We start from the raw sequence: 19,345 nt of genomic DNA on the forward strand, positions 1-19,345 counted from the left end.
GTTTACAGTAAACTTTCCAGTAATTCTAACACTTGTTTACTAGTTTGCATGATTGAGCCCGAGTTATCAATGACTGCATCCGCTAAGTCACGCTTCATCGATTGACTCCACTGTTGACCAATTAAATTAACGGCCGCTGCGGTGTCAATTTGATTCCGCTTTTTGATCCGGTCAATTTGAATTTCGGGTTCACAAACCACCATCGCAGATACATCGACGTATGCTTCATATCCCAATTCAAACAGTAACGGTGCATCTAATATCACAAAATCTGGTGATTGAGCAATGTAATCCTTTAACTGTCTCAAAACTTCTCTTCGAATGTAGAGATCCATCGTCCGGTTTAATTGACGTAACTTTGATTTATCTGAAAATACAATTTCAGCTAGTTTCTTACGGTCAATTGAAGTGGGGCCTACTACGTCCATTCCAAATAAGTCGACAATATCATAGTAGCATTCGGTTCCCCGTTGTTGTTGTTCGTGTGCGATTGCATCGGCATCCACCACCGGAAACCCAGAGGCATTAAATTGCTTACTAGCGGTTGATTTACCGGTTCCAACGCTTCCAGTCAATCCAATTATTTTAGTCATTAGCAGTCACTATCCTTTGGCAGTTCGGGCAAAAACTAGTTCCCCGTTGTGCAACTTTAATTTTTTCAATGGGGGTCCCACAGCGTTCGCAAGGTTGCCCCTTCTTCCCATAAACATGCAATTGGCTTTGGAACTGACCAGCTTCACCAAACGCATTGGAATATGAATGAACAGTCGTTCCGTGACCCTTAATGGCCAGCGCAATTTCATGAATGATATTTTTACGGAGTTCTTTAATTTGAGCATCTGAAATTAAATTCGTTTGTTGTTCGGGATGAATTTTACTCATCCAAAGTACCTCATCGGTATAAATATTCCCTAGTCCAGATATGTGATCCTGATTCAATAGGAATGGTTTGATCTTCCCGCGACTCTTGTTCATGATTTTTTTCATGTAATCAAAGGTTAGATCAGATTCGGTGGGTTCTGGTCCAATCGTGCCCAGCCCAGAGAGGGTGTTTTCCGCCCCGTTTTTAATTAAGTACATCCGACCGAACTTTCTACTATCATTATACCGAAGTTCGCGACCATCATTCAAATGCATGATGATATGGGTATGTTTTCCAGGTGCCACGCCCTCTTTTTCAACGTCATACTTTCCTTCCATTCGCAAGTGCGAAACTACGGTATAGCCATTGTTCAATCTAAATAATAGGTATTTGCCCCGCCGGTCGATCCGGTCAATGGTACTGCCCTTAAGGCATTTAATAAATTCATCAGGAGTAACGTTGATCATCTTAGGATAAATCACGTCGACCCGGTTAATGGTGGCCCCCTGAACAAGCTCAGTCAAGCCCTTTCGGACCGTTTCTACTTCTGGTAATTCTGGCATTGTTTAAACCCCTTTTCGTTTACTTGGCATCGTACCAAGTGGCTCCGTAGTGACTGGCCACTTTTAGTGGTACGTGTAATTTAACAGCTGAATCCATGATTTTAGGAACTAACTTTTGCAGCACTGGAATTTCTGATTCAGGTGCTTCAAATACCAATTCATCATGAATTTGTAGTAGCATTTTAGCTTCCATTCCAGCAATTGCTTTTTCCATGTTAATCATGGCAATTTTAATAATATCAGCAGCGCTGCCTTGAATTGGCGAGTTCATTGCCGTTCTTTCAGCAAATGAACGCAAGTGGAAATTGCGCGAATTAATGTCTGGCAAATAACGCCGGCGGTTAGTTAACGTCTCAACATAGCCCTTTTCATGGGCCTGTTTAACTGAATCCTGCATGTATTGGTGAACCTTCGGGTATTCAGCAAAGTACTTATCAATAAATTGCTGTGCGGATTTACGGGTAATCCCCGTGTTTTTAGCTAACCCAAAGTCACTGATTCCATAAACGATTCCAAAATTAACCGCCTTTGCTTGCCGGCGTAGTTCTGGAGTAACTTCATCATTAGATTCCAGACCGAAAATTCGGCGAGCCGTGGAAGCATGAATATCATCGTTATGCAAAAATTCATCCTGCATGTTAGTATCGCCACTAATTGACGCTAACACCCGCAACTCAATTTGGGAATAGTCTGAAGCGAAAATCTGCCATCCCGGATGACTAGGCACAAACGCCCGTCTGATTTGGCGCCCCTCATCAGTTCGGATTGGAATGTTTTGGAGATTGGGATCAACTGATGATAATCGACCCGTTTGAGTCAACGTCTGGAGGTAGCGAGTATGCACCTTATTATCAGAAGGATATATCACCTTTAGCAATCCGTCAACGTATGTTGATGAAATTTTTGATAGTTGGCGGTACTTTAAAATGTTATCAACGATTGGCGCTTGTGGCGCTAATTTTTCTAAAACATCGACCGAGGTTGAATAGCCGGTCTTCGTTTTTTTAATTACTGGCAGGTTCAATTTTTCAAACAGTACCTGCCCCAATTGCTTAGGAGAGCCAATGTTAAACTCAACTCCCGCCGCAGTGTAAATCGCCTGTTCCACTTCGGCAATGCGTTCTGATAATTTGCTCCCCATCTCGGTCAATTGATCTTGATTAACGGTAATTCCAGCAATTTCCATGCGGGCCAACACAAACGCCACTGGTAATTCGATTTGCTGGTAGAGCTTCGTTTGATCATGCTCCGTCAGGTCCTTGAACATGGGCTCCTTGAGCTTAGCAATTGCGAAAGCCTTGGCGGTCAGGTGGTTAAATAGCACTTCGTCATCCTCTGGAATCGCCCGCTTGGCACCCTTACCGTAAACCGCCTCATCACTTTGGACGTTGTAATAGCCATGCTTACTAGCAACCTTACTTAAATCGTTGCTATTATCATTGGTGTTCAGTAGGTATGAAACCAATAACATATCAAAATCAACGTGGTTCAACTGGATTCCTAAGCGGTGTAAGCCCACGTAGGCACGCTTGGCATCAAACACATTGATTTGGTGGTCTTCATCGTCCAATAACGCCTTTAGCTTTGGATGCTTTAATAAATTAACATCTCTGGAAGCGAACCAATTATCAGGTTCTCCAATTACAAACCCCACAAATGGAGCTTCATGATAGTTATCGCCATCCATTGCCAAATAGAATGTAATTGCTTGGCCTAACTTAGCAAGTGAATCTAAATTAGACTCAGTTAATGTCGTGAACTTAATTGTAGGGGCCTGTTCAGCAGCGGCACTACCCATCTGACTCAAAAATTTACGAAAACCCATTTTTTGATAAAAGGCGGTTAACGTTTCAATTTGATCGCCCTGATATGATAAGTCAGCCACCTTGATCTGAATTGGTGCATCCCGGTCAATCGTAGCGAGCCGCTTTGATAATAACGCCTGCTCGTGGTCCTCAACTAGGTGTTCTTTAAGCTTCTTAGCGGTAATTTCATCAATATGGTCATAGAGGTTCTCAATTGTTCCGTACTGCTTAATCAATTTATCAGCGGTCTTCGGGCCGACCTTATTAACCCCAGGATAGTTATCAGAAGTATCCCCCTGCAGACCCTTCACATCAACGATTTGAGCTGGGGTAATCCCCATGGTTTGCTTAACGTAATCAGCCGTGTAGTGATCAGTTTGACTTACCCCGGTCTTTGAAATGCTAACGGTCGTTTTATCTGAACATAACTGGGTCAAATCGCGGTCTCCAGTTACAATCGTAACTTCATAACCAGCAGCTTCGGCCTGCTTAGCTAGCGTTCCGATAATATCATCTGCTTCGTAATTAGCCAGTTCGTAGCTTTCAATCCCCCGGGCAGCTAATAACTGCTTAATATAGGGAAACTGTTCCCGCAGTTCCATTGGGGTTTGCTTCCGCCCACTCTTATAATCCTTGAACATTTTGGTTCGGAAAGTGGTTTTCCCCGCATCAAAAGCAGCTAACGCCGCCGTTGGTTTTACCACGGATAACATGTTATCCAACATGGTGTTAAACCCGTAAATGGCACTGGTATGCAGTCCATCTTGATTTGTAAATCGATCGACAGATTGATAGAGGGCGTAAAATGCTTTGAACGCGATGCTATTCCCATCAATTAACAGTAATCTCTTATCAGCCATGGGTAATCTCCTTAGTTCTTTTTATTTCGTAATATTCCAGTTAATATTATATAACAATTTGGATGAATTTAAAAAAGAGACCGCCGATAATTTAAATTATCGAAAGTCTCTTTAGTAACCAGTCCCAGATTAGTTCCGGTTGTTTCCTGCTCCAAAAATTTGTAATAAACTCAAGAACAAGTTAATGAAATTAAGGTAAAGCATTAAAGCTCCACCAATGGCGATTCCAGTAGCAGAACTGCTATCACCATTTTGGTTATAGAATTGCTTTAGCATCTGAGTGTCATAAGCAGTCAATCCAGTAAAGATGACCACTGAAACAATGGAAATGATTAATGATAACATCCCAACGTGTAAGAAGATGTTAATTAATGAAGCGATGATAATCGCAATCAATGCAGCGGTTAAAATCGTTCCCATCTTAGCTAAACTCTTCTTCGTTAAGAATCCATAAACACTCATTGTAACGAAGAGGCTAGCGCTTGATACAAACGCTGCCACGATGGAAGTGTTCGTGTAAACCATTAAAATATTGGAGAACACGAAGCCGGTCAACGCCGAGTAGACGAACAACAACGCTAGTCCTAAACCAGCTGAACGCATTGCAGCGCCTTGAACAAAGAATGGAATCACTGCCCATACAATCATTAATACAATGGCTGAACCACCTGACATTGAAATTCCATTTTGGATTACAAAGAATGCTACCAATGCTGAAATTAAAATGGAGGCGCCCATCCAACCATAAACCCGCGCGAAGAAGGAATTAACGCCAACGGCATTATTTACGCTTCTTCTTTCTGTTGGTTGATCAAAATTATTCAAGAAAATCCCTCTTTTCTTTCAAAACATATTTATCTATTTATACAATTATACCAAATAAATCAGGAATGCTAAATCATTTTAACCTTTAATTTACGTTTGGCCGTAAATCATTTAGTAGGTTTTCATAAATCTTTTCGTACTTTTGAATATCGCCGGCCCCCATAAAGATAATAACCGCATCTTGATACTTCAAAAGTGGGGAGACATTCTCAGCTTCAATCAAGCCCCCGTCCTTCGTGATCTTATCAACTAGGTCTTGACTAGAAATATTTCCTGATTTCTCACGGGGGGAACCGTAGATTTTAGTGACGTACACCCGATCCGCCTTGCTCAAACTCTTGGCAAAGTCATCAAGGTATGCAATCGTCCGACTGAACGTGTGGGGCTGGAACACCGCAACGATTTCTTTATTCGGATATTCCTGGCGCGCGGCATCCAAAGTGGCATTAATTTCGGAAGGATGGTGCGCATAGTCATCAATAATAATCATGTCAGCCACTTTCCGTTGGGCGAACCTCCGCTTAACCCCCTTGAAAGTGAGTAATTCGGCTCTAATTTCATCTAAATTAACGTCTTCAAAGTAGGAAACTGCAATTACCGCAAGTGAATTCAAGATATTATGTTCACCAAATAATGGAATCTTGAAGCTACCCAGATTCTTACCGTTATGGACAACGTCAAATTTAGAGCCTTCAGTAGTCCGCTTGATGTCCACAGCTCTGAAGTCATCATCTTCACTGGTTCCGTACGAATAAATTGGGACATTTGCGGTTAATTTCTTTAGATTTTGGTCGTCCCCCCAGATGAAGATCCCCTTTTTCACTTGATTAGCAAAGGTTTGAAAGGCGTCAAAAACGTCGTCAATGCCAGTGTAATAATCAGGGTGGTCAAAATCGATGTTGGTCATAATTGCGTAGTCTGGACTAGTAGCTAAGAAATGGCGGCGGTATTCATCGGCTTCGTAAACAAAGAAGCGTGCGTCCGGAACCCCCTTACCAGTTCCATCCCCAATCAAGTAATCGGTAGCAGAAATCCCGCTTAGGACGTGGGCTAATAGTCCGGTCGTACTAGTCTTCCCGTGGGCACCAGCAATTCCAATACTGGTGTAGCCTTCAATCATCTTACCGAGTAATTCATGGTAACGATAGATTTTTAACCCCATTTCACGGGCCTTTGCAATTTCTGGATGGTCATCGTTAAATGCGTTTCCAGCAACAATCGTCAAGCCTGCATGAATGTTATCGGGGCTAAACGGCAAAATCTTAATTCCTGCTTGTTCCAACCCCAGCTGGGTAAACGTGTATTGGTCAATGTCTGATCCCTGAACTTTGTAGCCCTGGTCGTGGAGAATCAATGCCATTGCACTCATCCCCGTTCCCTTAATTCCAACAAAATGATAAATTGTGTTCTTATCCATTTTTTCTTCCCCCTATTATGCTCCCTAATAATATCAAAAACTAGTATACTAGTGAGCTAACTTTTTAAAGATTTAACTTTTTATAATCGTCTTCGGTAAGGTATACCTCACGTGGCTTGGAGCCATGCTGACCAGAAATGTAATTTTGCTGTTCTAAATCATCGATCAAGCTAGCCGCTCGATTATACCCAATTGAAAAGACCCGTTGCAACTTAGAAGTTGAAACCGTTTTTTCCTTCGCAATATAAGCGAGGACTTCTGGCATCAGTTCATCTTGTTGTTGTACCATATTGACTTTTTTGAGTAATGACTTTGGATTGAACGCATACTGAGGCGTCCCCTGGGTCCTTACCGCGGCCGTGATTCGTTCGATTTCTTCATTGGTAACGAACGTCCCTTGAATCCGCAGCGGCTGGCTCTTCCCATTGCCAAGGTAGAGCATGTCTCCACGGCCCAGTAGTCGTTCTGCCCCAGCAGTATCGATAATCGTTCTAGAATCAACCTGGCTAGAAACCATGAACGCAATTCTAGTCGGAATGTTATTTTTAATCGTTCCCGTAACAATATCAACACTTGGTCGTTGGGTTGCAACGATGAGGTGAATCCCGGCTGCCCGCGCCTTTTGGGTGATTCGAACAATGTAGTCCTGGACTTCGGTCGAGGCCACCATCATCAAGTCAGCTAACTCATCAATAATAATCACGATATATGGAATTTGCATTTGCGGTTGGTCGCTTTCAACAGCCTTTTGATTGAACTGTTCAATATTCCGGGCCCCCGCAGCAGCCAGTTTTTCATACCGTTCATCCATTTCCTTGACCGCCCACTTTAAAGCAGCCGAAGCTTCGTTCGGTTCCGAAATTACCGGTGCTAGCAGATGGGGAATATTATTATAAGGCGCTAATTCAACCGCCTTCGGATCAATCAATAGTAATCGTAACTGGGCAGGAGTCGCCTTGTATAATAGTGAAATTAATAAACTATTGATGAACACACTCTTTCCAGATCCAGTGGCTCCCGCAATCAAGCCGTGGGGCATCTTGGTAATATCAGTAACCTGGGGTTTACCGGTTAAATCGACCCCTAGCGCAATCGTTAGCGGTGACTTAGCATCCTGAAATGCTGGTGCATCCAGGACTTCAGAGAGCATTACCGGCCGGGGCTTTGGATTCGGGATTTCAACCCCGACCGTGGTCCGACCAGGAATTGGGGCTTCGATTCGAATATCCTTCGCAGCTAACGCCAGCTTTAAATCATCATTTAAATTAGTGATCTTGCTGACCTTTACCCCTAAGGCTAACTTCACTTGGAACTGGGTAACGGTTGGCCCGTTCGTCCAGTCCACCACTTCCGCATTAACGTGAAACGCATGGAGGGTCCGGTCTAAAATCTCGGATTGTTTGATGATCCAGTCATCTAAATCGTCATCGTCTTGGCGTTGCGGTTCGTTTAACATGCTAAACCGGGGGAATTGGTATCCCTTTTCGTATTCGGTCCCACTTCTTAGCGGCTCGTGCTCATCATCATGGTCCGCTTCAGCATCGGCGGTCCCTGATGGGGTGTCAATTACTTCAGAAGCAGCATTTGAATCAGCATCATCACCATCAGGAAGGGACTCAACATCATCTGAATTAGCAATTGGTGTTGCCGGAGCGTCATCAGCAGCCCCAGAATCATTATCCGCATCCGATTGCTTTGCCAGCGATAGTTCGTCCTTAAAGAATTCCACGTCCTTTTGCGCATCATGTTCGTTATTTAAGATTGAAGATAGTGAATGCCCCAATCCCCGTTTTGGCTTGGTAGCAGGTTCTTGAGAAGTGGGTGATTCAGTAACTTCTGTTTGTGATTCAGAGCCCTTCGAATTAGTTGCACTATCTTCATCAACATCTAAATCATCAGCCGTTGATGACACTGGTTTAACCAGTTCAGATTCAATCGGCACAGCGGCAGTCGATTCAGGAATTACAGTTTCTGAGCTAGGCGCGGTTTCTTTTGATTGTGGTTGCGGTGTAACTGGGGGCTCTTCAGGCTGCTCAGGTGATGGTTCCACTGGTGGTTGTTCAGCGGATTGATTCGTCTGCGCGGTCTTTAATTGCTGATAGTAAGTCTCATCGCTTGTTGGTTTAGCGTAGTGACTGGTAACTGCCGACTCGAAATTACGTACCCGTTCGTCAACGTAGCTAGGTGTTGTCAGGTCGTCCGCATCGTTTGCAGCTGCACTTTCGCTAGCCTCATCAACGGAGCCGAATTGGATCACATCTGAACTGGCCCGGGTATCGATGCCATCGTCAAATAGGATGCAGTCTGAATCAGGTTTATCCAGTTCTGTGATTAATTTTAAGTAGTAGCGGCCAAGCTTCGATTCATGCAGGTATTCATCCCCGGTAATCCGACGGGCATAATTACCCTTGGGGGTGAACGCCTTGGTCATTTCGGCAATCTTATTTTCCCGTTCAGGGATTAGTGGTTCCCCATTAGTCCTAAAATTCCCCCGGTTAGTTTGAACGCCGTTAACAGAATCTACCTGGCCACTACTGGTCATTTTATTATTGGAATAGCTATCCTGGCTATTATCCGCTGATTTTGGTTTTTGTAAAAAGCGTCTATAGAACGCCGGTCCATCATAGTGGTTCATTTTATTCACCCTTAATTAACATTAATTATTAGTATATGTAAAAATAAGGAGTGACCGACTCCTTATGAAAATAGGTTTTGCGCCTTGGCAAAATCAAACTTAGTCCCAACTTGGTAGTCATTAGGTAGGATTAAGGCCCCGGGCTTTTGCGGAGCGTTTGGAATCTTTAGTTCCCGTCCGGAACAGATCATCCCATCACTTTCCACGCCCTTTAATTCACCGGGCCAAATAATTAGGCCGCTTGGCATCATGGTCCCCACTTCAGCAACCACCACTTTGATGTCAGCCTGCATATTAGGAGAACCACTCACGATTTGAAGGGTCTTACCATCTTGAACTTCGGTCTTGGTAATCTTTAAGTGATCAGATTTAGGATGGTCTTCAACTGACTTAACGTACCCGACCACAAATTTAGGGGTTTCATCGACCGTTAGTTGATCGGCGAACCCATTATCCTTAAGAACGGCATTTAATTTTGCAACGGCATCCGCATCTAAAGTCACCTGGCCGTTTTGCCCCTTTAAAGCGGGGAGGATTTGACTAGCGTTAAAGAAGTTAAACCCTAGTAGGTGGCCATCAGCAGCCGCAATTTTCACAACGGCGCCCTTTGATTCCACAACTTGATCCTCAACGTCTGGATTCAATACTAGGATTAAGACATCACCCAATTGGGATGGATTATAACTTGCTATCAATTTTGTATCATTCCTTCTAAATATTAGTTTAATGAATCAATAAAGTTTTCAACTTGTGCCTGGGTCTTTCGTTCCTTATCAACGTAACGGCCAATTTCTTCGCCATTTTCAAAGGCCACGAAACTAGGAATCCCGAAAATGTTTAATTCTGCGGCTAAGTCAATGTTATCATCCCGATCAACAGCTAAGAAAGTGTATTCAGGATGGTTCGCAACAATTTCTGGCAGAGCTGGCTTAATTACAGTACAGTCTGGGCACCAGTCAGCAGAGAAAAAAAGCATGTACTTACCATTCGCAATTTTTTGCTTTAGGTCGGCTAAATTCGTCGGTTGTAGTTGTTCCATTGGTTAATCTTCCTCCTTAAAATAAATGCATGCCAATAATTATAACGTAAATTATCACCAAAACGGTTATTTTTGATTATAATAATAGTATAGCGTTAAATTCAAATGAAATCAGGTGAAATTTTGCAATTTAAAACGAAACTTGTCCTCTGTGGTGGAGTAGTCGCTGGCGCAATTGCAATCGTGGGATGCAGACGCTTCCACGTCAAAGCGGAGGCACGCATCTACCAACAAATCAAACAGCAATTTGCTAACCAAACGGTTTATGGGACCTGGTTAAGACCCGAATATCAACTCCTAGCGGAAGACTACTACCTAGGCGGTGTCAATATTCTTGCAGACAACACCATTATTGAATATCAGTTCACCGCTAATCGCTGGGGTAGAATCATTGACCTCGCGAAAACGGGTACCACCCCGGCTATTCAATTTTAAAGTTGATGACGATTTTATAGATGGGGCCGTTTTGGCTAAACTTAGCTTCGTATTCAGTTTCTACATTTTCAGCCTGTTCAGGACTGTTATGCAGGTCTAGTGAAACATACTCGAAGTTCGTCCCAAACTGGTTAAATGAAATCAATGAATATTCAAACAATCCACGGTTATCAGTCTTGAATTCAAGCTGGTGACCGTCTTTTAGTACCTCGCGATAACTAGCTAGGAAGGTATCAGAAGTCAGCCGGCGCTTGGCATGGCGCTTCTTAGGCCATGGATCTGAGAAGTTCAGGTACATTTTATCGATCTCACCGGGCTTAAACAACGTGTTTACTAACGCCCCATCCGTTTCTACCAATTGAACGTTAGAGAGTTCGGTTTCCACTAACTTACGAAGGGCAACGGCAATTACTGATTCCTGCAATTCAATCCCAATGTAATTAATTTCAGGATGGCGTTTTGCCATTTCAATGATGAATTGGCCCTTGCCAATTCCGATTTCTAAATGAAGTGGTTGGTGCTTTGGAAACCGTTGGCCCCATTTGCCGACCCATTTTTCAGCGTCGGTCACAATTAACTCTGGCTTTGATTCGATATAGGGCTTGGCCCATGATTTATGTCTTACTCGCATGTGAAACTCCTTTTAATTTAATTTCTGTTTGATCTTAGTGGTAATAAAACGGTTCGTAAGCAGCCAACTTTCGATTAGGTTCAATAAGAGGCTGAGGCCCCCAACCATAATCGAACGGCTACCAATTAAGGCCGTAATTGCGAAAATGACGGCTGAAATGGTCAACATCACTGAAATGACCCGTCTAAAGCTAGCAATTTGTAGTTGTTGGTCCACTGGATAAATATGGGTAAACACATTGCCCGAGAAGTGGAAGTAAAACGGAATCAGTTGAAACCCAATCAAGTAGATAAATAATAACCCGATTAAAATCGGTAGGTAGGTGCCCCCGACCCCCACTAACAAGATGGCCCCAATTAACGTTAGCCGTAAGTGTAGTCCACTATACTCACCGTTTCGCACGATTGAGCGACCGTATAGGGATAGGTACACGTTTTGGGGGGTCGACTTAATCCGGTTAACTAGGAAGTCCAAGTAGCGCCGCCGCTTGTTGGTCGCTTGAATATTTGGCACGTCGGTAAACAAATTAAAGAACTTGTAGACCGCAAGCATCCGAGCGTCTTCGATTTCGATTAGGTAGCGCCAATCAAGCGACTTATTTGCAAAGTGGCGTTTTTGGATTGACTGCCGAACCAGGTACACCGCACTGATCATCATGCCCAGCGATGGCGCTATGATTGCGGTCGCTAGTGCCACCACATTCACTAACCACTTAACCCGATTCGTTGAGCGGTGGTCATAGGCTTGGTTCAAGGCGGTATCAATGCCAGCCCCCTTCAAGAAAATCATTGCTAATAAAACCCCTAGTAAATCGATTACATTCCAGTTCATCGTCACCCGCATGAATGGCAGCAAGACAAACCAAATCACGATTTGGGGAATCAGGGCCATCCAAACGCTATACCGACGGGCTGATTTTAAATAATCGACCATTTCAGCTTCTCGAGGAATTAAAAAGACCCGGTCGGCCGGTTCAATTAGGGTCGCTAGGTGACTAAAGCCCTGGGCAATCAAAGTTACCGCAAAAATAACGATTCCTGGCCACCAGAGCCCCTGATGAAGCTGCTTTAGCAGGTTCGAATATGACAACCCTAAGCCCCCAATCAAGAAAAGCAACGCAATCACGAAGAAGTCGTTGAATACATACTTTAAGTACTTGGTCATCTCAGCCAGGTGCCGGGTCATTCGTTGTTTAAAGAGGTCTTTCATTGGGCTTCACCCTTGGCCAGCGCAAGGTAGATATTATTTAAGGAATCCCCTGCATTTGGGAATGCGCCCTTAATTTCAGCTAGGTCCCCTTCAATTTTAATTTTCCCGTCGTTAATCAGCACGAACCGGTCACAGAACCGCTCGGCAGTGTCTAACACGTGGGTCGACATTAAAATACTAGCGCCCTGCTTCTTCCGGTCGTTGATGAGATCCAAGAGGTCGTTAACCGCCAGTGGATCTAACCCCAAGAATGGTTCATCAATCACAAACAACTGGGCGTTGGTCATAAAGGCACAGACAATCATTACCTTTTGTTTCATTCCCTTTGAAAAATCAACCGGGAACCATTCCAGTTTATTATCTAATCGGAATGTTTTAAGGAGCGCGTGGGCCTTTGTCCATGCTTGTTCGTGGTCGAGGCCATAAGCCATAATCGTCATCTCAATGTGTTCCCGTAGGGTCAATTCGGTATATAACACCGGAATTTCAGGAATGTATGCAATTTGTTTTTTATACTCTTTATTATTAGTGGCAATTTGAAACCCGTTGATTTCAATCGAACCGGAAAATGGGGTCAATAATCCAATGATGTGGTTAATGGTGGTCGACTTCCCAGCCCCATTGAGCCCAATTAGCCCCACTAACTCACCATCATGGACGTCAAATGAAATATCCTTTAAAACGGGAACTTGCGAATAGCCCCCCACTACGTTCTTAACATCTAAGGACAATTCAATTCCTCCTCTATCTTTAATTTACTTATATTATAGCATAATGCGCAGATATCCATTTCGTTTTCAAAAGCATTTTTGGATAGTGTATAATTAACTTAATAAATAATAAGGTAGGTAATTACTATGACTGATTGTATCTTTTGTAAGATTATCAACGGGGACATCCCCAGCTACACTGTTTATGAAGACGACGTTATTAAGGCCTTCTTGGATATTTCACAGGCTACTCCTGGTCACACGCTAGTGATTCCCAAAAAACACGTTCCCAACATCTACGAATACGACGCTGAGTTTGCCAGTCAGGTCTTTGCGCGAATTCCAAAGATTGCCCGGGCCATTCGGAAGTTCAGTCCTGATATCAAGGGGATGAACATCGTAAACAACAATGGTGAGTTAGCATACCAATCAGTATTTCATTCCCATTTCCATTTAATTCCACGGTATACTAATCAAGACGGGTTTAGCATGCAATTCACTGATAATTCAGGTAAGTACGACGACACTAAATATGCAACCATCGCCCACGCAATCAAAGAACAAATGGAGGAATAGTCAATGAAGGAATTACTAAAATTCGCTGGTATTTCAGCTGGGGCCCTCGCGGTTTACCTGGCTGCCAATCGGGAAACCCCGACCCAATTTTTTAACCGGACCCGTAATTTTGTCATGATCAAGGCTGACCAATTTCAAAAGTTTAATCGGGACCAGGCTCGGGTCAAAGACGCCCTTAATAAGCTCAAGACCGAGTTGACCACTAGCCAAAAAACAATTCGCGATGTTCAAACACGCATTAGTGAATACACGTTCGAAATCCAACCCCACCTGGATAAAATCAATGCAACCATCAGTAAAATGAAGTAGTCTGTTCATTTAATTTTTAGTTAAGGTCAATTTAACCCCTGCCGATATAATCTGAATTATGTTATATTGGAACATGTTAAATATATACTTATTAAATTTGTACGAATGGATGTGTTTTTTTTATGAAAAAATGGCTAGTCGGAGTAGCCGGAGTATTTTTGAGTTTAACCTTAGCAGCCTGTGGTAGTTCCGCAGTTGCAACTACTAACGGTGGTAAGATTACTCAAAGTCAATACTACAGTAGTATGAAGGAAACCTCTAATGGTAAACAAATCCTTCAACAAATGATTTTAAACAAGGTCTTAGAAAAGAACTACGGAAGTAAGGTTAAGGATTCACAAGTGAACAAGCTATTTAACCAATACAAATCCCAATACGGATCACAATTTAGTGCCGTTCTCCAACAACAAGGTTTGACTAATTCCACCTTCAAGAGTCAAATTAGAGATAATTTACTTCTTGAACAAGCCGTTCGGGAAAACACTAACTTCTCTGATGCAGCTTTGAAGAAGCAATTCAAGAGTTACCAACCTAAGATTACGGTTAATGCAATCTTAGTTTCCAAGAAGGCGACTGCTGAAACTGTTATCAGTCAATTAAAGAGCGGCAAGAGCTTCTCTAGTTTAGCTAAGAAGTACTCTACTGATACTTCTACTAAGAACAAGGGTGGTCGTTTGCCAGCCTTCGATAATACTTCATCCTCTGTTGATTCAGCATTCAAGAAGGCTGCCTACAAGCTTGAAAAGAAGGGTGACTACACTATGACCCCTGTTAAGACCCAATACGGTTACCAAATTATTCAAATGGTTAACCATCCAGCCAAGGGTAACTACAAGGATCACACTAGTGAATTGAAGGACCAAATCGTTACTTCAGAAATGTCAGATAGTACTACTTTACACAACATCGTTGCTAAGGTATTACGGAAGGGTGACGTTGACATCAAGGATAACCAATTGAAGGATATTCTTGCTAGTTACATCACCACTGAAAGCTCCACTTCAAGTAAATAATTATCATCTAAAAAGTCGCATTATGCGGCTTTTTATTTTGCAATCAAAAACACCACCCCGATTAACAATTCGGAGCGGTGTTTTTAATTTGGATTTAAAATTAATTCCCACCTAAGAAACTCTTAGCATCGTTGAACCACTTGCTAGTCTGTTTCTTAACGGCGTCAAAACCATTTTCGATATTCTTCCCAATACTATTACCACTATCTTTAACGTTATTCCAAAGATTGGAACTACTACTGCTGCCACTATTATTGGCACTATTTCGTTCGTCAATAATTGATTGGGCATCCTTCGTATCAAACTGGGTCTGCTTCGTGGTTGGAATAATCGACGTCATTTCACTCTTGAATAACGGTCCAATTCCGGTCCCACTGAGGTTTTCCAAATGGTGATTGCTATTGGTGTCATCGAATCCTTCCCAGGTTGCTACCACAACATTTGGTGTGTAGCCGATGATCCATTTATCACGGGTTGCATCTGCATCCGTGGTGGAATCAGCCTCAGTACTTCCCGTCTTTCCTGCCACCTGGTAGCCGTACGGTTTAGCGTCGACCCCGGTTCCGTTGTCAAATACCCCTAGCATCATACTGGTCATTGTCTTTGCGGTGGCCGCTGACATGACCCGGGTTCCCTTTTGCTGGTCTGTATTATCGATGATTACGTTCCCAGAGGCGTCAACAATTTTTCTGATGTAATACGGCTTATTGGCAACTCCATTGTTTGCAAATGCGGTATAGGCCCCGGCCATTTGCTGTGGTGAGACCCCGGTGGAGAGGCCCCCCAGTGCTAATGAGAGGTTCTTATCACTATTTGTAATTGGAATTCCAAACTTCTTGACCGAGCTATACCCACTCTGCACCCCAATCTTGTTTAATAGCCAGACCGCAGGCGCATTCATACTCTGAGCTAAAGCCTCATACATCGGGACCTTCCCGGTGTATTGATCATTATAGTTTTGGGGGGTGTACTTATTCTTCCCATAGGACTTCTTTTCATTCACCAATTCAGAATCGAAATTATAGCCACTTTCAATTGCTGGAGTGTACACCGCTAGTGGCTTCATGGTCGAACCAGGCTGGCGTTTCATCTGCGTTGCCCGGTTATACCCCCGAAAGACGTGCTTACCACGGCCCCCAACCACTGCATTCACCCCACCAGTTTGCGGGTTAACAGAGATCGATGCGGCTTGGACCTTAGTCCCGTCCGCAGCATTTTGGGGGAACATGTTCGGATCATTGAAGTTACTTTGCATTGTCTGTTGTTGACTTTGGTCTAAATTAGTGTAAATCTTATAGCCCCGATTCATGATGTCAGCTTCTGATAGTCCGTAGCGGTTAATCGCTTCGTCAATAACGGCATCAAAATAGTACGGATACCGATAACTATCCTTGTAACTATAATTATCCCGAACTTCAATCGGCTGAGCTTTGTACTTAGCCGCCTGCGCCTTTGTAATTTTACCATTAGCCACCATTAGGTCTAAAACGGTATTCCGGCGTTCGAGTGCGAGGCGAGGATGGTCAACCGGATTATAGCCACTTGGGTTGGTCAACATCCCGGCCAACACGGCGGCATCTTGGACCGGCAGGTTTTTAACCGACGTTCCAAAGTACCGCTCGGAAGCATCACTAACCCCATACACCCCATTACCAAAGTAGGCGTTGTTCATGTACATGGTGAGAATTTCATTTTTAGAGTAAACATTTTCCACTTGAATCGAAATGAATAGTTCCTTGAGCTTTCTAGAAAAGGTCTGTTCCTGCGAAAGATAGGCGTTCTTAACTAGTTGTTGGGTAATCGTACTTCCCCCACCGCTAATGTAATCCCGGTGTAAAATCTTATTCTTTAACCAGAGGAGTCCGGCCCGGCCGAAGCCCTTAAAAGAAAAACCATGTTCGTTGTAAAAATTACGATCTTCAGTCGATAAAATGGCGTCCGGAACGTTTTGGGAAATATCCTTCATCCCAACGTACGTTCCCTTCTGGGAGTAAAGCTCCCCTGCTTTCTTATTACTGACGTCGTAAATCACGGTCGAGCGTTTCAGGGATGAGTTTAAATTTTGAACGTCCATGGTCTTAGCCACGAACGTCAAATAGGTACTCATGGTAAACACAATCCCCATTACCACCATAATGATCCATCGATTAATATGGTAACGCTGCCAAATCCGCTTTTGCACTGTTCTAAATTTATGCCAAGCAGAAGCTAATCCTGATTGGCGAGCTGGTTGCTGTTTCATTAAAGGCATTTCGCCCCCTTCAAATATTAAGTATAATTGTACCATAATTCAGATATCCGGTATGATTTTGACCGTAATTTTAACCTTTAAAGTCAAAAAATCTGCCGATTCCATTTGCTGGAAACGCCAGATTTAGTGGTATTAATTACATTTCATCAGGTGATTTAACCCCTAGTAATCTTAATGATTCTTTCAACACGATTGAAACACTCTTAACCAATGACAACCGAGCGTCTAGTTGATCCTGGTCATCAAGAATTCTGGTGTGAGCATAGTACTTATTGAAGGCCTTTGCTAACCGAAGGGCGTATTTCGCAATCACGGATGGTTCAAATTCAGCACAGGCATCCTTCACAATCATTGGGAAGTCATTTAGTAATTTAATAATTTCCCATGATTCAGGATCGTTTAGATCCCGGCTGCTAGCATCAGGATTAAAGTCTGGAACCCGTCTAAGGATACTTTCAGCCCGTACCCGTGAGTATTGCACGTATGGACCAGTTTCGCCTTCAAACTTCAATTGGTCTTCCAAGACAAAGTCGATGCTATCCATCTTATCATTCTTTAAATCACCGAAAATAATCGCCCCCACCCCGACTTCTTGGGCTACTTGTTGCTTGTTCGCAAGGTCTGGATTCTTTTCTTCAATTTGCTTCTTAGCAAGAGCGATTGAATCGTTCAACACCTCATCCAACAAGATGATCCGCCCGGAACGAGTGGAGAGCTTCTTTCCATTTACGGTAATCAACCCGAATGGAATGTGATGGAGGTCCTTAGCAGAAGGAACCCCCATTTCTTCTAGGACCGCCTTCAATTGCTTGAAGTAGTAAGTCTGCTCTGAGCCCACGACATAGAGGTTCATTGCGGGATGGTATTCGCGGTCCCGGTAAATCGCTGTCGTAATATCTCTAGTAATGTATAACGAAGCCCCATCACTCTTTAAGATTAATGCAGGGTTTAAGTTGTACTTACTTAAGTCCACAATTTGGGCCCCTTGGGATTCCTTTAACAGATGCTTATCCTTTAACATTTGGATTACTTCGGGCATCTTATCGTTATAAAAAGCTTCCCCATTGTAGGTATCGAACTTGATGCCCAGCTTATCATAGATTTGGTTAAATGCTGATAGTGAAACAGAACGGAACCACTTCCATAGGTCAGTGGCTTGCTTATCGCCGTGTTCGAGCTTACTGAACCATTCCCGTGCTTCATCATCTAATTCTGGATGTTCAACGTCTTCCTTATGGAATTTAACGTAGTATTTTACCAGATAGTTAATCGGATCGCGCTTAACGTCTTCTTCATTCCCCCACTTAAGGTAGGCCGTAATCAACTTTCCAAATTGGGTTCCCCAGTCACCCAAGTGGTTATCCTTAATTGGGTGGTAGCCATTTTTAGCAAGGATGTTAGCAACCGCATTCCCAATTACGGTTGACCGGAGGTGGCCCATTGAAATGGGTTTTGCGATGTTAGGGGATGACATATCAATTGGGACGTTCCCATTCTTCCCATCTTGGTTTTGACCGTAGTCCGCCTTTTCACTTAATACAGTTTTTAAAACGGCCTTACTAAATTCAGGCTTACTTAAAAAGAAGTTAACGTATGGACCCATCGCAACCACTTTTTCAAATCCAGTGTCATCAATTTTAGCAACCAGGTCCTGGGCAATCATCTGGGGAGCCTTATGGAGGGCCTTCGCCAACGTAAAGGTAGGAAAAGCTAGGTCCCCCATTTTAGAATCCTTAGGGCGTTCAATTTTTTGGAATACCGCCGCTTGGTCTAATCCAGCATCGGCATCTAATGCAGCGCTAATGAGCGTCGCCACTTGTTGTTTGTACTTATCCATGTGTATTCCTCCATATAAATTAAAAAAGTCCCTTGCAAATAAGATTTGCAAGAGACGGATGGTTTTATGATCCGCGGTACCACTCTAATTGATATGATTATCCGCTTTATATTTACAATTTAATCGTCTAAAAAGCACGCCTTCAGTCCCCGAAAGTTCCGGCTTTCACCGCCCCGGAATCGCTACTCCCATTCTAAAGGACCTACTACTCTTTTATCATCAACTGGTTTATCGAATCATTCGATAAAGCGGGTAACGGGAATCGGACCCGCGACCTAAGCTTGGGAAGCTCATATTTTACCACTAAACTATACCCGCATTACTTAAAATATTATAGCATAGCATTCAAAAAAAGTCATCCCCTAAAC

Annotated in this window: 17 protein-coding genes and 1 tRNA gene; 4 read left to right on the top strand and 14 right to left on the bottom strand. The window is 43.2% G+C overall.

The genetic code is table 11. The features are described from left to right. Positions 1-2: 2 nt before the first annotated feature. The 8 genes from coaE to HZL42_RS04990 form a co-directional block, all read right to left on the bottom strand. Positions 3-593 (bottom strand): dephospho-CoA kinase, encoded by a 591-nt coding sequence (coaE, locus tag HZL42_RS04955; RefSeq protein ID WP_219054562.1) that lies wholly within the window; start codon positions 591-593, stop codon positions 3-5. Next, positions 586-1,425 carry a bifunctional DNA-formamidopyrimidine glycosylase/DNA-(apurinic or apyrimidinic site) lyase gene (gene mutM / locus HZL42_RS04960; protein WP_219054563.1) on the bottom strand — a complete coding sequence of 280 codons (840 nt, stop codon included), beginning with the start codon at positions 1,423-1,425 and terminating at the stop codon, positions 586-588. The genes coaE and mutM overlap by 8 nt, the downstream gene beginning before the upstream one ends. 19 nt (positions 1,426-1,444) lie before the next feature. After that, positions 1,445-4,090 (bottom strand): DNA polymerase I, encoded by a 2,646-nt coding sequence (gene polA, locus HZL42_RS04965; protein WP_219054564.1) that lies wholly within the window; start codon positions 4,088-4,090, stop codon positions 1,445-1,447. 129 nt (positions 4,091-4,219) lie between these two features. Then, complete coding sequence (locus HZL42_RS04970; RefSeq protein ID WP_219054565.1) at positions 4,220-4,915, bottom strand: Bax inhibitor-1/YccA family protein; 696 nt, start codon at positions 4,913-4,915, stop codon at positions 4,220-4,222. Positions 4,916-5,000: 85 nt separating this feature from the next. Beyond that, positions 5,001-6,332: a UDP-N-acetylmuramate--L-alanine ligase gene (gene murC, locus HZL42_RS04975; RefSeq protein WP_219054566.1), complete on the bottom strand. Its 1,332-nt coding sequence runs from the start codon at positions 6,330-6,332 to the stop codon at positions 5,001-5,003. A gap of 64 nt (positions 6,333-6,396) precedes the next feature. Then, positions 6,397-8,967 carry a DNA translocase FtsK gene (locus HZL42_RS04980; RefSeq protein ID WP_219054567.1) on the bottom strand — a complete coding sequence of 857 codons (2,571 nt, stop codon included), beginning with the start codon at positions 8,965-8,967 and terminating at the stop codon, positions 6,397-6,399. A gap of 62 nt (positions 8,968-9,029) precedes the next feature. After that, complete coding sequence (ytpR, locus tag HZL42_RS04985; RefSeq protein WP_219054568.1) at positions 9,030-9,662, bottom strand: YtpR family tRNA-binding protein; 633 nt, start codon at positions 9,660-9,662, stop codon at positions 9,030-9,032. 23 nt (positions 9,663-9,685) lie between these two features. Next, the gene (locus HZL42_RS04990) at positions 9,686-10,006 is read right to left on the bottom strand and encodes a thioredoxin family protein (RefSeq protein ID WP_219054569.1); all 321 of its coding nucleotides are present in this window, start codon (positions 10,004-10,006) and stop codon (positions 9,686-9,688) included. Between the two features lie 105 nt (positions 10,007-10,111). Here HZL42_RS04990 and HZL42_RS04995 point away from each other — a divergent pair, with 105 nt between their 5' ends. Further along, the gene (locus tag HZL42_RS04995; protein WP_219054570.1) at positions 10,112-10,441 is read left to right on the top strand and encodes a hypothetical protein; all 330 of its coding nucleotides are present in this window, start codon (positions 10,112-10,114) and stop codon (positions 10,439-10,441) included. Here the strand turns inward: HZL42_RS04995 and trmB are convergent. The 3 genes from trmB to HZL42_RS05010 are packed head-to-tail and all read right to left on the bottom strand — an operon-like array spanning position 10,428 to position 13,012. Beyond that, the gene (trmB, locus tag HZL42_RS05000) at positions 10,428-11,072 is read right to left on the bottom strand and encodes a tRNA (guanosine(46)-N7)-methyltransferase TrmB (protein WP_219054571.1); all 645 of its coding nucleotides are present in this window, start codon (positions 11,070-11,072) and stop codon (positions 10,428-10,430) included. The genes HZL42_RS04995 and trmB overlap by 14 nt on opposite strands. 12 nt (positions 11,073-11,084) lie before the next feature. Next, entirely contained in the window at positions 11,085-12,281 is a 1,197-nt protein-coding gene (locus tag HZL42_RS05005; RefSeq protein ID WP_219054572.1) for an ABC transporter permease, read from the bottom strand. Continuing rightward, positions 12,278-13,012, bottom strand: a complete 735-nt coding sequence (locus tag HZL42_RS05010; protein WP_219054573.1) for an ABC transporter ATP-binding protein — start codon at positions 13,010-13,012, stop codon at positions 12,278-12,280. The genes HZL42_RS05005 and HZL42_RS05010 overlap by 4 nt, the downstream gene beginning before the upstream one ends. 126 nt (positions 13,013-13,138) lie before the next feature. Between HZL42_RS05010 and HZL42_RS05015 the strand changes: the two genes are divergently transcribed. The 3 genes from HZL42_RS05015 (at position 13,139) to HZL42_RS05025 (ending at position 14,889) form a co-directional block, all read left to right on the top strand. Further along, the gene (locus HZL42_RS05015; RefSeq protein ID WP_219054574.1) at positions 13,139-13,567 is read left to right on the top strand and encodes an HIT family protein; all 429 of its coding nucleotides are present in this window, start codon (positions 13,139-13,141) and stop codon (positions 13,565-13,567) included. A 3-nt stretch (positions 13,568-13,570) separates the two neighbouring features. After that, a complete protein-coding gene (locus HZL42_RS05020) occupies positions 13,571-13,876 on the top strand; it encodes a hypothetical protein (RefSeq protein WP_219054575.1) in 306 nt (101 codons plus the stop codon). Positions 13,877-13,998: 122 nt separating this feature from the next. Further along, a complete protein-coding gene (locus tag HZL42_RS05025) occupies positions 13,999-14,889 on the top strand; it encodes a peptidylprolyl isomerase PrsA (RefSeq protein ID WP_219054576.1) in 891 nt (296 codons plus the stop codon). A gap of 100 nt (positions 14,890-14,989) precedes the next feature. On the opposite strand, the gene HZL42_RS05030 is transcribed toward HZL42_RS05025, so the two are convergent. From HZL42_RS05030 to HZL42_RS05040, 3 genes are all read right to left on the bottom strand, one after another. Next, on the bottom strand, positions 14,990-17,131 hold the full coding sequence (locus HZL42_RS05030) for a transglycosylase domain-containing protein (RefSeq protein ID WP_219054577.1): 2,142 nt from the start codon (positions 17,129-17,131) through the stop codon (positions 14,990-14,992). Positions 17,132-17,276: 145 nt separating this feature from the next. Further along, on the bottom strand, positions 17,277-18,977 hold the full coding sequence (gene argS, locus HZL42_RS05035) for an arginine--tRNA ligase (RefSeq protein ID WP_219054578.1): 1,701 nt from the start codon (positions 18,975-18,977) through the stop codon (positions 17,277-17,279). 247 nt (positions 18,978-19,224) lie between these two features. Then, positions 19,225-19,295: transfer RNA gene (locus HZL42_RS05040), tRNA-Gly, on the bottom strand. Positions 19,296-19,345: the final 50 nt, after the last annotated feature.

The organism is Lactobacillus sp. Sy-1, from assembly GCF_019303535.1.
Taxonomy (GTDB): Bacteria; Bacillota; Bacilli; order Lactobacillales; family Lactobacillaceae; genus Nicoliella.